Raw genomic sequence first — 15,107 nt, forward strand, 5'->3', positions numbered from 1 at the left:
CGTCTTCTCCCATATCGAATTACTTTCCAAAGGAAAATCATGGAAATCAACGCACTGAAAATTGCTTCAGATGCCTCGCTACATTCTGGGCAGGACCTAGAAGAACTGCGTGCGCAAGGTATTGCGCAGTTGCAAAAGTTAGCGCCGGAAACCTGGAGCGACCACAACGTATTTGACCCAGGCATAACCTTGCTGGAAGTTTTGGCATATGTGTTATCGGATCTCAGTTACAAGCTCAATTATCCAGTGGAAGATTTGCTCAATGCTGAGTACGACGAGCAGTCGACCTTGACACAGTTTCTAACTTCAGAACAGGTGATGTTTAGTCACTGTGTTACTTTGGCTGATTATCGACGTTTGCTATTAGATATACCAGAGATTCAAAACCTCACAATCGACGTTCGCAACGATGGGGTTAATGGAGCAACTGTGCTCGACTTGGTTGTTCAGCCACATCAACATACGCAGGCTTCACATCAGAGCTTACAACAAGAAATCCATAAAACCTTTGCCAAAGCGCGCACAGTCTCGCACCAGCTTGGCAATATTGAGTTTTACCAGCCTGCGCCTGTGTATGTAGGGATGCACTTAGTGCTCAAAGATGCGCACGATTTGGTGCAAGTATTGGCGGATATTCTCACTAAAATTGCATTGGAAATATCGCCAAATCTGCCGCGCTACAATGCACAGCAGTTGTTGGAGCGGGGAATGAACATCGACGATATCTATGTCGGTCCGGCACTCAAAAATGGTTTTATTTTGGATACCGATTTAGATAACACGCCAGTTAAAAAGCATCTCTATAGTTCTGATATTTTAGATGCACTTCGTGTACATCCAAACATAGAGCAAATTGAAGAATTTCGCTTCATCGTTGAGCATGGCGGACAGCCTGGGTATGAATATTGGCAGGTTGAAATTCAAGATCTAGACCCAAATTCAACAAACCTTGCGCCTGAGCTGGGCTTTTTGTCAGAACTGTTTTTTGATGGCATTACTTTGATGATTGAAGGCCAAAGCTACACATTAAATAGTGATGAAATAGCGTCGATTAAATCAGCGGTTAGCGAGAATATCATCAGTCAAGGTATGGATCCTTACGCTGAAGAATCAAATAGCTCACAGGCATTTTTACCTTTAAGCCAGTATCACTCATTGCAGCATGAACTACCAAAAACGTATGCAGTGACAGAGTTATCCCTAAGCCGGGAAATAGACTCAGCACAAAAAGCGCAACTACTTCAGTTCAAGGGATATTTGCACTTATTTGACCAGCTTCTAGCGGATCAGCATAAACAGATAGACGTTTTACCGCATATATTAGCTTTACCGCAATATATGCATTTTGAGCGACTTGGTCAGATCATGGACCTAATGCTCGCAAGTGAAGCTTTGTCATCACCTTTGCTCGATGAATTTTGGCAGCGTGTTGCTCTGCTACCACATACCCAGCTAAGCCAAGCTGTAAGCGGCATAAGTGGTATCAACCATTTGGTTAAGATGGCTATGGCAGAGTATCAGGAAAGTGGTTTACAGCAGCAACTTGAAGCTGATTTTTCGATTTCGCAACTGACTCGTTTGAATGACAGCCTAGCGCACTTGCTTGCACGTTTTGCGGTGAAATTACCTAATGCCAACTTACTAAAATACCGTGAAGTATTTGCTTTTTACGTCAATATTCTTGGCAACTGTCATCAGGATCCAAGCCATCAAGAGGATTTGTTGTCTCGACTCGTTTTATTGCGCCAGTACGTAGACAAATGCCGTTTGCTCAATGAGATGGGAATACTTGGCGAAAACCGATGTCGCGGTTTTAACTATTTGTCTAAAACTCCTAAAACAGCGCATCTGGCTAGCCTTGGTCGTTTAATAATGCGCAATCTTGGTTTTTCACATAACGGCCAGATGCCAATGGCAACACATAACCGAGAAAGCTTTTACTTGTTAGAAAGTGACTTACTCGGAAATACACATCAAGGCACTTTGTATTGCATTTTACCTAACTGGACAACGCGTATGCAAAGCGTTGAGTTTAGAGCCTTAGTAGAGAGTCAAATAACTAAGTTCAAACCTTTACATTTAAAAGTCCAGTGTATTTGGTTAGATCGGGAGCAAATGAGCTTATTCGAGCGTTTGTATTTCGGTTGGCTTAATTTCTATGGTCAGGCGCAACGAGAAAGGTTTACTGGTGAATATGAGCATATTTCAAATGTTGCTCAAGATATCGGTGGCTTACTCGAGAAAATAGTGGCTACCGAGCCACAGAATATCATCGAGAACATCATTGAATATGTGCTTGGCAAACCGCAAGGAATGGAAGTGCTCAACACATATTTGGTGCAAATATTGACCGAATACGCCTGTGAACCAAAACCAACGGATATTGAAATTGAAGGGCAAACTTATTCGCAGGTACTAAAAGCTGTCGAAACAGTAATTAATGATCACAGTGAGTTATACCCTGATGGTTTCAATGAACATCATGTAATTTACTTGGCAGCGCAGCTTTGTATCGATCACATTTGCACGCCTAATGCATTTGCGCAGCCAAATAGTACCAGGTTTACGGTTGGGTATTCACCCCTGCCATTTCTTAAACCGATTTTACCTGTGTCTTTTTCACAAATTAACTCAAACACCGCGGTGGTTTCGAAATTTATCGTGGCAACCAGCGTGCCAAATCGTATAGATCCTGAAGGAAACGAAGAATGAACAAAACCAGTGACCAAGAAGTGTTAGTCGAATGCGACCAACCATCTGTTGTAACCAAGCGCAGTCGCGCTGAATTAAATGATAAATTTGACGACCTCAAAACACCAACAGGGGATGATTTTGAATCGCTCATTCTATCCAGTTTTAACCAAATAGACGATCCAATCTCTGTTGTTAAGCAAGGTACGATTGACGAAATTGCAGTAACTTCGCCGCTTACGGTTAGCCCTGATGGTCATAAAGAACGTTTACGTGTAGATACGGAAGCGGTCAAGATTAGTCATGATGTCGTGGTGTCGAATGAAGATAGCGAAATCGACGTGCTATCCGCTGATGCACAAAGTGTCACTGTATACGACAAAGTTGCGGTTAACCCCAGCGCAGAAGATGTTTTGCGTGTAACAGGGAATGTGAGAGCAACGCAGGCGCTGAAGTCTCAAACGGCAAATATTAGCCAGCACCTACAAGCGTGTGAATTATCAGTTAGCAAAGGTGCTGTGAACACCTTAGATGCAGGTCTGGATGATGAAGGCAATCCGACTATTACAGCACATGGTCAGGTAGAAGCGAAACAAGACGTTGTAGTTGGTGGGCATACTCAAACCCAATCAATTACAGCGTCAGGGACAGCAGAATTTCAAGGCAGCACGTCTGCGCACATGCTCACAGTGGAAGAGCGTACTGAACTTAATGGCGTGCTAGAAGCGCAAGATGCAATTTTCGATGGGCATGTTGAAGTACCAATGATGGGAGTTGGCCTCGAACAAAATAGTACATCGGCAAAGCTTCACATTGGCAAGCGATCTTCAGATACGACTGATTTATTTCGAGTCGATGACTATAACAAGGATACGACGCCTTTTATCATTAATCCTGAAGGCAAGGTGGGTGTTGGAACTGATACGCCGCAGGCAAGTATGCACATTGCTCAAGATTTACTGGTAGGCCAAGGCGAAGCTCACGCACACATTGAACTAAATAGTAATGGTGATGCTGAGTTTTCCGGTACAGTAACCACTGAAAAGGCAATTAATGTTGGCACTGATATTTCTGTCAGCAGCAATGCTTACATAAGCCAAATGCTTGCCGTTGGCAATGAGACACCCAGTGCAAAAGTAGATATTCAAGCGAATAATGGAGATTTACTTCGTGTAGGTGACAACAGCTCAGCTTTTTTGAAAGTGACAAATACGCCGGGAGCAAAAGAGAGAAATGTAAACATCTTAACGGATGGTTATGTGTCTCAAAATCTCACTGTCGATAAGCAGATAAACGCAGAGACTGCGCAAATCGACGAAGCTTTGACTGCTGGTACAACAAGGGTAAGTGACATCAATGTACAAACTGATGCACAGATCAGTGGACAAACCCATACTCAGAAATTACGAGTAGGTAATCCGCCTAGCACACCCACGAATGCTGGTGCGCTGATCAATACAACGCTTGATGTTCAAGATCATGCTGAATTCACAACAGTCCATGCAAATAATGACGTAACCATTGATAATAAGCTGACAGCTACGGACGCGGTGGTGAAGCATAACTTAACAGTCGGGGAAGCGACGACGAATGAAACAGCTACTTTTACTGTGAAAAGCACCGCGTCTGAGCGTACGTCGCTGCTAGTCGCTGATCAAGAAGGGAATTCGCTGTTAAATATCAATGATACTAAAACAGTGATGGGCAGTGCACAGCAGCCATATACTTTGCATGTAAAAGGCGACATTGTTACACCACAGCTTAACGTCACGGACCGCGCAGATTTTAGCGAACAAGTGAAAATTGCCTCACAGAGTGTACAAAGCGATTGGACAACGAGCGCCAAATTGGGCGTTTTGGCTCACAACGGCCAGCCTCAAAGTGTTGATATAAGCTATTTCAATGGTCTAAATACCACTTCTCTTATCAACACGCAGGCAGAGCGAATAGGCTTGTTCAAGCGCAACCCTGAAGAAAGTCTTCACGTTGGTGAGCTGGCATTATTTGACAAGGACATAACGTCACTCTCGGGTGTACATGTTGTCAGTGATAGCAGTGAGAGTGGCGGGTTCAGAGCTACGCTCACGCACACTCAGATTGGTTCGAGTGACAAGTCTGCACTTTTCAATGTCTACGGTGATTCACATCTATTCGGTGAATTTACGATTACTGAGAATGAACTTACAGCAGTTGATTTTGCCAATAGCCAGTTTACATTAACTCAACTGTCAGAAAGCCCGGTATTTAGAATAACCAACATAGCAGAAGATGCAGAAATATTGGCAGCTGCTGGCCAGTTGGCGATAAACCAAACACTGCCAAACAATGGTGCAAACCTTGCGGTAACAGGCCAGGCAGATATCAATGGTCAACTAAATATTTCAGACGCAGATTTGGCATTACACGTTGATGGTAAAACCAAGTTAATGGGACATGCTGAGCTCAAAAATGGTGTGCATGTAAGCGTTACAAATAACTCTGGGGATATACAAAGGGCGGCGCTTCATGTTGCAGGAAAGTCTCTGTTAGATGGTGAATTACACGTAACCCAAGAAGCTCAGTTTGATTCCCAATTGACAGTAGATGGTGACGCCGAAATCAAGTCAAGTCTCCAAGTTGGTCGCAATACACAAATTAACGAAACTTTGAGTGTCTCTGGCGAACATTATGCTGGTGGCAGTGTTGAGATCGAAGGCACAGAGGGGCGCGATGCACTGACGGTCAACAATGATGCTACGTTTAGAGCTGATGCAAATGTGGGTGGCAACTTGTCATTAGCCCCTTATCAGGCAACGGCAAGATTACATATTTGTGAAACAGATCAACAAGCTATTCGAGTTGATGACCCAAGTGGCAAAGCGCAGCTGGTATTTAGTCATGGCAACCTAGGTCTTGGCGTTGAGAGACCTGACTATGTGCTTGATGTCGGTGAAGATGCTTGTTTTAGAAGAGACTTGTCAGTGCAGGGCCGTGTTGAAGTCGACGACAGTTTACACGTCAATGAATACGCAAGCTTCAGAAGTAATATCAATATTTACGGCACCTCAGAACTTCAAGGTGAAACACGCATTGGTTTGGCGATGCACACCTCGGAAGAGGAAGAGTTATCAACCCGACGTAGTGCGCAAGTGAGTATTGAGCAAAACCATTTTGAGCATGCATTGGCGGTATATCACAAAGGGGTTAACCCAATTGTGTTCCAAAATGGCAAAGTGGGGATCCGCAATGACCAGCCAGATGCGGAGCTAGATATTGTCGGAGATGTGAAAGTTGAAGGTGATATTGAATTAAACGGCGTGTTACGTGGTACAGGACAGCTAGAGTGCTTAGATGGCGCTAAAATTTTAGGTGATGTTGAGCTTCGTTCTGACTTGACGGTTTATGATGATGCATTATTTAAAGATACGGTGACCATTGAAGGTTTAACTACAATAGAACGTAAGTTGAACTTATTAGCTGATGCCAATTTTGCTAAGAGTTTGCTCATTGGAGAAGAGCTAACTGTAAGCGGTAACGCTTTCTTTAAAGAAGCCGTGCACTTTAGCAAAGATACCACAGTTCGCGGTAGCTTAGTTGTTGAGGGACTCGATGCAGCGAATCAAGTTGTATTCAAGCCTCACGTAGATATCCATAGTCATTTAGCGGTTAAAGGCGAATCAAACTTTGGCAGTGATACTCACGTCAAGGGCAACTCATATGTCAGTGGTTCAATTGAAGCAGCAAAACTAGCCTCGCAACATGGCATTCAAGTTGGTGAATCACTCAATGAGAGTGCCATGGTGGCTATCAATACCAGTGAAGGTGAAGCAGCTCTGAATGTTGCTGTGCGCGGAACTTCAGAATTCATTGTTGACGGAAATGCAAATGTAGGTGTTGGCTGTAAAATGCCGGAGCATAAACTTGATGTAAAAGGTGATGCTCGGGTTTCGGACAATTTAACCGTTGAAGGAGACTTAGTCCTCGCCAATACCCTCAATTTAGAGCAAGGCGCAGAAATTATTGGCGACTGCTCTGTACAAGGCAAGGTTTCACCACAGCAATTACAACTCCCTGAAGGCCCACATATCGAGGCGATCTCACCGGATTGCGAGCTTGGTGGAGATACGGCGTCTGACAATGTGCTCGCGACTCAAGCTGCTGTAAAAGCCTATGTTGATGAACATGCATGGCGTTTTGGTCGCGGTAAAAAAGTTGTGGCGATACATAATCAGGAAGAATTTGATGATGTCTTCTCACGAGATTGTTTGAGCAACATGACGATTTTATTGTTCCCTCACAATGGTCATCGCCAGGTTTCAAGAGCTTATAAACTCAAAAAAGCTGTGGAAGTTGGCTCAAACCTAACGATTGTTGGCTTCAACGAGCGGGAAACGCGCATTGTTAAAGCGCATTCAGGTTGTCGCTTCTTAATTCGCGGAGACCGCGATGCAACGGTTAAACATGTAAGTATGCATGGTTTCACTTTTGATGGTGCTATTCATGAAGTTTCTAAAGAGCTTAGCGCCTATGAAGGCAATGGAGGCGCATTCAATCTACGTTACGCCGATCAAATCGAGTTAAATTGTGTAATTGAAAACCATGCGGTTAGTGGTGATGGCGGCGCAATTTATGGTGAAGATGTTACCAACATCGAAGCCAAAAATATCCGTAATTGCAGAGCCGGGCGACAAGGTGGTGCTGCATACGGCCTGAGGTATGCCATGATCCATGCACAGTACTGCTCAGCTGAACGGGGTGGGGCAGTTGCTCATTGTGATGATAGCGAAGTGACTGCTTTAAACAACACTGCACAGCTACATGGCGGCGGCGCTTACAAGTGTCAAAACCTGATTTGTAAAGGTTTTTGGCGTCGCAACAATGCGCAACAAGGTGATGGAAACCATATATTCAGCATGGGCTGCTATCACCTTGAGGAGCAAGAGGAGCATCACGGTGACTTCTTATGGCATGCTCTATTCTTAGATAAGCCATTGAACCACTCTCGTTTCTTCTGGCGTAATGACCACGTTTAATCATGAACTTGTCGATTGAACATATCGGGGCTGAGCTTGAGGCCCCATCTCACTTAGTCGACTCAGGGCAGCATAGCATTGCTGACCTTGAGTCGCTATTTAAGAACTGGTTGCATAAGGAGATCAACTGCTTACAAATTGAAATTCCAAACGTCAAGACACCTATTGACTCACTGACTCTCAATGACATTGAGCTAGAGCTACCTGATATTGACTTACAAGCGTTAAAAGATAATCCAAGTGGATATTTTGCCCAAGTATTTAGTCCTGTTTTTTATGCGGCATTGGAACAGCAACTATACAGAAAAATAAATGCGTTGGGAGTCGACGATTATGCGTTTGCATCGCCAGTTATCGATCACGTGTTGCAAAAACAACGTGGACATTTGAGTTCACGATTGTGGCAAGAACTAAAACGGGTGTGCGTGTACAGTTTGCACAACCAGCCGAAGATATTTTTAAAACTGCTCAATTCGCCAGAGTGGCCAAGTTTACGAACGCAACTGATACCAGCCCTATGTCAAGAGTCTTCAGATTTTAAAGCGCTGATCATAGTCGTTTCAGCTGGGGCTATCAGTCAAAAAAGCGCTGGCTTCATTAGTAAACTATCGGTGCAGACGCGGATAGATTTATGGGCAGACATTGAATTACTGCACACAGCTTATGTGTTCGATACCGAAATACCTAAACAACGAATGACGTTGCTTGCAAAAGCATATCAGTTTTATGTTGAGCAGAGCGCATTTGACAAGCGCACGCGCAAAGCTGTGCTTAAAACATTATCGAGCCGAGGAGCGGCTTTGAATGCGCTTACAACTTGGTTCGCCATCAAAGAAAAGTCTCAATTAACGTCTGCTGATTGTAACACTTTGACATGTTTGGCACGTAAAGCCTGTGATAAATCTATGCCCGAATTTATCACGAGTGTTGCAGCGCAACCGTATCAGCAAAGTGTACTCGCAGAGCTGTTGCGTGTGAGTGATGATGTAGCAGATCTAGGTGGAGAGGCTCAGCATCAGCCATTAAGATCAACTGAGTATTTAGTCGCTCAAGTCAGATCTCAGTTAGGCGGTGGATGTAGAAAGACGATCCGCGCTCTTGATGCCTTATTAAAGCTGCTCCAAAAGCATCTTGCACACGCGGATTTGCCTGCTATGAATCAGCTATGTTGGTTTCAGTACTTAGCACAGCATGATATAGACCAATACTTACCTTCGCCTATCCTAAAACCTTTGCAGCGCTTTTTGAGCGAAGTATTACCAGAGCAGAAAGAGCAGTATTTACAATTACGAGCGATGGGTCGTGCGTTGACACTGATCGGTCGTGAAAAACGTATGCAAAACCAATTGGCTAAACCACAGTATACGCAGCGTTATGCAAAACGAATTTTCGCCTTGTTGTGCCAAATTAAAAATATACCACAACAACTTATTGAAAACTTGAACACCATTTTACTGAATCAACTGGGTTCCAGAGAAGGGGTTGATTTACAGCGAGATATATCTGTATACCTCGAATCTTTATTAGCAATTGAAGCCTGGTTGGTTCGAGCTCGAACAGTCGCTGATCCGCTGCAAAATAAACAGCTAGTTAATGAGCAGCCCATAGTGGCACCGCAGATGCACCAAGGTGCCTTGACGGTCTCAAATAAAACAGAAGCTGACCGTGACACGGCGCAAGAAAAGTTTCAGCTTGCAAGGGCTGCGAATTTAGCACTGAGTAATGTGTGTACAACTGAGCCGTCAGCTCGATTTGTATTTCACAGTGGGCAGTTTGTGTACATGGAAAGTGTGCAACAGGCACAACAGAGACTCACATTGAGCGCTCTGTCATCGCAATTGAATATTCAGGCCAAGTACGAACTGAAACAAAAAATTGTTGGTTTAGGCACTACCGAGCTTGACCAATTTATACAAGAACATACAGCAAGCTTTTTGGTAGAACATACACAGCTCAGTAGCTATCAAAGCGATATGCATGATGATGAAGCAGCTTCAAAAAAACAAAGCCACCCCCTCATTTTGGACCTCGTTCAAATTTGTGCGTCGCTAGTTAAAGAGCTCGATGGGATTTTAAAATTGATCAATTCGGCGCAAACGCAGTGGACTCGGTCAACTCGTCAGGCTGATGATGGGTTTACAGCTAACCACTCAGAATATGTGGTAAAAAATGAAAGCCGAATTAATGCCGGTGTGGATCCCAAGTCAGAAAATGTTACGCAGCGCGTAGCAGTTGACAAATCACCTTCGCCTCATGCACAGCTTGATTTCGCACGCGAGTTGTTAGTGGTCTCACAGTTAAAACGTTATTGCATGGCGTTTCACCAAGCTATCAGTGTAAATAGGACTTTGTTTCAATTGCATGGTACGCATGATGTAACAGTGCAATTGATGGCGTATATCCAAAGCTGGCAAAGTATGTTTACTACATTAGAACAATCGCAACGTGTCACCGCTTTACACCGTGCGCTCACATTGAGCTTAACGGCGTTAAATACGCTTAGGCAAAGAGTTTATGCGTTGAACCCGTATATACAAAGTCAAGCTCAAAAGCACCAAATGTGGTGGTTAACGCTGTTAGATATTGTGCACACACCAGAAGAATTATCCACTAAATTAGCAAAAGAAAATCAACAGGTTGCTGAGCTTGAGACAAACGAAATAGCCTTGACTTCGCATGACAAAGCTAAATCCGTTGATACTGATAGTAGTTCCTCTCGTGAGGTACCGTTATTTGATATTGGCGAATTGCAATCGGCTCAATCCTTGACTGAGGCAACAAAGCTGCTCAACACGTACAAAACACGCAACGGAACTGTCGCAACCAAAGTCAACTCGCTGCGCCACAGCATAGCGACGAAGACATATGATATAGCAAAAGAACAAGGCTTTGTCTCGGGCGTTGCTGATGTGGCGCTGGGCGAAAATAAATCACTAAACGCGTCGCTCGGTGACCGTTTTGAAAAAGTGGAAGGGGCCGGAGGGTCACTGCAACAGGACGCGTTAGGTGTCCTTAATGCGGGCGCAGTAGATAAGCATGTGAGCCGCGTCATTGCGAAAATGTCAGAGCAGGCCAATAAACAACAAAATATCATGTTGCGTTTGGGTATTGAATCTCTCAAGACCCATAGCGAACAGGTGGCTTCAGAACTAAAACATCAATACCAACAATCTTCAGAGCAATTGATCAGTGATGACGCTGGTGTGGTACTACTGTGGCCATTTTTTGAAATATTGTTCACAAAGATGTCACTCTTGGATAAGTCTCAATCAGAGCAAGTCACTTTTAAAGATGCGGCAGCCCAGCACAAAGCATATTCACTGCTTTGTTCATTGGCATCGCTAGAGCCAAATAGCACCGAAACCTATGTGATTAATGCTTTACTTGGCCTGCCTATTGAGTACGAATTTGAAGAGGTCGATTCGCTCAATGATGAAGAGCTAGATGAGTTACACACTTTAATTTCCGCAGCAATTGCACGATGGGAAGCGTTAAAAGGCATGCCTGTTGAATCGTTCAAGGCTATGTTTTTGCAACGTAGCGGAGAAGTGAAGCTCACAGCTAATGGCGTCAGTGTGGTCGTTGAAAGTAAACCACAAGACGTTCTGCTAATGAAGTTACCGTGGGGGTTAGGCATTGTCCAACTACCTTGGTTGGGCAACGATTTAGTCAATATTGAGTGGCAATATGGATTCTAACGTATTTAGCAAAACCTACCTTATCTAAACCGAATAAAACTTAAAACAAGGGCGTATTAGTAGACCTATTTATGCGCCTTAAAACCCAAGACCAATTATCAAATGGGATAGCCAGTAATAAAGCTAACCGAAATTTAAAATGGAGAAGTGTATGCCTGTAAATAATCGTTCAAATCTACGCGCTTTAATTGAAGAACATCAAGTGCGTCAACAGCAGTATCAAGTTGCAGAAAACAAAGTGCAGTCCTACTTGGAGTACAACCGTCATTGTTTGCTCCAACATTTGAATAACTTATTTACAAAGAGGGTATTGCCACATTTAGAGCTAGCTAAGGCATTGCTAATGGAGCAAGGCTATCAAGCAGAAATTGAAGTTGAGAAGCAAACATTGCATGAAGAAAACTCTGCAATTGAGGTGATAACACAAGTATCGTTGCTTTTTTCCGGCAATCCAGACGACCAGGATGTCAGCCTTACACAAAATAGGTTATTGATTTTTACTAGGCCAAATCATGCGTTTATTTATGCAAAATACATTACGGATCTGGTAACAAGCCAAACACAGCCTCTGTTTTTTGCAGATGAATTTTACTATCAAAATATGCCGAATGTAGATGTTCAATTTCCGCATTTTCCGTTTCCTCCAAATTTTGATGATCACAGTGAATTTAAGTCTATGCTCTCGGATTTCTTAAGTATGGTGTTTTTACAAATTAGAGGAAAATTGAGTTAACGAAAAATTTAGTGCAAACCTTGGTTTTTTGTCACAAAGGGACTTCTTCTGCGTCAGTGATTAAAGCAACTAAGGAGAGACATTGTGGCAAATTATCAAGAGGCGTTTGCATATGCTTTTTCGCACCCTAGTGAATACTTGCGGGGCGATTACCCAATATGGCGTTGTTTGACGTTGAAGCCGCTTTTGTTAGCGGAAGGGTTTTCAGACGATGAACAATACACCTTATTTGAAAAGATATATGCACCAGAGCTTTGGCGTCAGTGCAAAGGGGATCAAATTACAGATCAAAAAGTAGCTGGTTTGTTATTACTGATCAATGCCAAAGGCTATTTGGCGACCATGCTTAAAGAGATGCAAAGTTATTTCAATATCACACCCACTAGTCAAATGTGCGAACGAACCCTATATCAATTAAATAGACTGCCCAAAAGTGCATTGCTAGATTGGCTTGATACAGGGTTACAGTATTTTTCACTGGTGCAAAATAAGCGACATGAATCGTATTTTCTCTGTGAGAATGGTTGAAATTTAAATTTATTACCCGATATAGGAAAATAAGATAATATCTGAATTCATAAACGTAGCTACGAGATGTGGGTACTAAAACGAACATTAGGGAAAGCACAATGACAATACAACTCCCCAATATTGGCCAGTTCACCTTTGAACAAGAAGGGCAAGAAGGAGGCCCTTATCACAGCCGTACACTGCATGTTCCTTCTCAAAGTTCAGGCCTCACAATAGGGCGTGGTTTTGATTTAAAACACCGTAGTGCCCAGCAGATAGTCGAGCAGTTATTACAAGCAGGTGTTGCGTTTGACGATGCGCATAAGCTCGCTAAAGCATCTGGCTTACATGGCTCTGAAGCAAAAGAATTTATAGCCGAGCACGGCCTTCAGGGGTTTGAGGTGAGCCCAAAAGAGCAAGTTAATTTGTTCGAACAAACGTATGAAGTGATGGCCAAAGATGTCAAACGCATTTGTGACAAAGCGGACTGTGTAGAAGTCTATGGCCCGGTCGACTGGGTAAATTTACATCACAAAATTAAAGATATCTTAATTGATTTAAGGTATCGAGGTGACTACACACCAGCAACGCGCAAACGGATCCAGCGCTATGTTGCTCAAAACGATCTGCAAGCTTTCAGCAAGGAGATGTCTGATAAAGAACTATGGCACAAAGTGCCAATAGAGCGTTTTAAACAGCGTTTAGCCTATTTAACGACGACTTAAAAAGCTGCTTATGCAGCTTTTTTTGTGAAGATTTTTCTGTTGTATCTCAAGCGGCCAGTGTGGATGTGAGAGAGAAGCTCTGCAAAAGTCGTAAGTGTTCAGACTATCTTAATTTTACCGTAAAAAGTGTCTCATTTACTGTGAGTATTTCCCATATTACTATCAGATTAAAAGTAACTTACCCAATGGGCAAGTTCGATTATGGTATGACTCAGAGAATAGTAATGAGATTCTAAAAATCACTCAAGGCAACAAGGTTATTGCACCACTTGCAAAGCTAGTACACATTCAAGGGTATGCTGATAATGTTTCTGCACTGATACCGTTGGGTTTAGTTATTATTTTTTTATCGTATGGCGGAGAGATGAGCGAAAATAGCAATCAGGTTGACATGTTATCAATAAGCATACTTAGAACTTCGTAAATACGACGTAATTAGAAATGCTACTATGCTTGCCAAATAGCATATTAATCATGAGTAGTGCCGAGGCATTTTATTTTTTCAATTTATTGCTTGAAGGGTGTGAATACCCGTCAATTTCCGGAGTGGAGAGTAAATAAGAATGAAAAGTAATAATACCGGTATTTCTGCGGATCCGCTCTGCCCAAAAAAAGCCGATGATTGAACCTAGCAGTACACATACAGCAGTTATGTGTATAGCTGTGCTTTGGTCAAAAAACTGTATTGATATCAACCCCAAAATACCCATAAAAAATATGGGCGATAAGACGATTTGTAGGTATAGCAGGGAAACTACCACAGAGCCCAAAAAGATCAGGTGCCACTCAAGTACTTTAGTGATCATACTTATAAATATATTCCGAGATTTCATGTATTAGTGCAGCAGTAACAAGAGACGGTATTTTAAATCATTTCTAAGTGGTTTAATACAGGTTAATAATTTGCACTGCAATAGATATTTTTCTATTGGCGTTAACCTAAAAAAATGAGCCAAATAGGTGTTTATTGTGTCACTAATTTTTAATAAGAGTTTTGGGAATGCAGCTTAGCTTGCTGTTTGGCACATCTGATTTTTTTGAACAGTGAAAAAATGAAGCAGATTCTAATTAAGGGGTATGTATCTCAGGGCAATAAACTCAGTGCCACAATATATTTTGTGGCACAGCAATGATTGCGCACGCATAGGGTGCCTTTCATCAATTAGCGGTATGTATAATATTGATAAATATATACGCCGCCCGGTGCCCAACCACCTGGGCCAGCGATTGTCCAGCTTGGAGGACAGTTTTGCCAAGGCCTTACTGTTTTTGTTTCCCAAAGAGGCGCTGTTGAATCGTTATGAGCAGCAGTGAGCTTATAGTGACATACCTTATAGGTTGCACTTGAATTGATGTTTTCTGATGCATTGGCTGAATGGCCAAAAGTTACAGCCCCTGCCATTAGAGCTGAAAGCATTAAGGTTTTCTTATTCATCACATTTCCTTGATTATGTTCATTTAGTCGATGAAGATACTTAAATTCAATATGTCTTTAGCTTTGAATTAGACCCCATTACTTAAACACAATCTGAATAAAAAGTGAACGAGTGGAACTTGTTATATTTTCAAGCTGTGCAATAACGTAACAAGTGTAACGGAACGAATCCCTGAATCTGTGGATCATTTGCAGTCTGTGAGCTTCTAATCTATCTAGATTCGAGTTTTTTTCGATGGTGGCTGCGGTTGGAGATTCGATAACGACGGGGATTTATGGATGGTGCACTAAGAATTAACCTAT

8 protein-coding genes are annotated in these 15,107 nt (G+C 42.7%); 6 read left to right on the forward strand and 2 right to left on the reverse strand.

The features are described 5' to 3' along the window. Positions 1-39 precede the first annotated feature (39 nt). From J8M00_RS25025 to J8M00_RS25050, 6 genes are all read left to right on the forward strand, one after another. Entirely contained in the window at positions 40-2,712 is a 2,673-nt protein-coding gene (locus J8M00_RS25025) for a hypothetical protein (RefSeq protein WP_211013123.1), read from the forward strand. Beyond that, on the forward strand, positions 2,709-7,703 hold the full coding sequence (locus tag J8M00_RS25030) for a hypothetical protein (protein WP_211013124.1): 4,995 nt from the start codon (positions 2,709-2,711) through the stop codon (positions 7,701-7,703). The genes J8M00_RS25025 and J8M00_RS25030 overlap by 4 nt, the downstream gene beginning before the upstream one ends. Before the next feature lie 2 nt (positions 7,704-7,705). Next, a complete protein-coding gene (locus J8M00_RS25035; RefSeq protein ID WP_211013125.1) occupies positions 7,706-11,401 on the forward strand; it encodes a contractile injection system tape measure protein in 3,696 nt (1,231 codons plus the stop codon). 151 nt (positions 11,402-11,552) lie between these two features. Next, the gene (locus tag J8M00_RS25040; protein ID WP_023399374.1) at positions 11,553-12,134 is read left to right on the forward strand and encodes a hypothetical protein; all 582 of its coding nucleotides are present in this window, start codon (positions 11,553-11,555) and stop codon (positions 12,132-12,134) included. A gap of 84 nt (positions 12,135-12,218) precedes the next feature. Further along, positions 12,219-12,662: a hypothetical protein gene (locus J8M00_RS25045; protein WP_211013126.1), complete on the forward strand. Its 444-nt coding sequence runs from the start codon at positions 12,219-12,221 to the stop codon at positions 12,660-12,662. A gap of 101 nt (positions 12,663-12,763) precedes the next feature. After that, positions 12,764-13,369, forward strand: a complete 606-nt coding sequence (locus J8M00_RS25050) for a pesticin C-terminus-like muramidase (RefSeq protein WP_211013127.1) — start codon at positions 12,764-12,766, stop codon at positions 13,367-13,369. Positions 13,370-13,863: 494 nt separating this feature from the next. On the opposite strand, the gene J8M00_RS25055 is transcribed toward J8M00_RS25050, so the two are convergent. Further along, positions 13,864-14,175, reverse strand: a complete 312-nt coding sequence (locus tag J8M00_RS25055) for a hypothetical protein (protein WP_211013128.1) — start codon at positions 14,173-14,175, stop codon at positions 13,864-13,866. Positions 14,176-14,531: 356 nt separating this feature from the next. Further along, positions 14,532-14,804, reverse strand: a complete 273-nt coding sequence (locus J8M00_RS25060) for a hypothetical protein (RefSeq protein ID WP_211013129.1) — start codon at positions 14,802-14,804, stop codon at positions 14,532-14,534. Between the last annotated feature and the right edge of the window lie 303 nt (positions 14,805-15,107).

Source organism: Pseudoalteromonas luteoviolacea, from assembly GCF_018100925.1.
GTDB classification, from domain to species: Bacteria; Pseudomonadota; Gammaproteobacteria; order Enterobacterales; family Alteromonadaceae; genus Pseudoalteromonas; species Pseudoalteromonas obscura.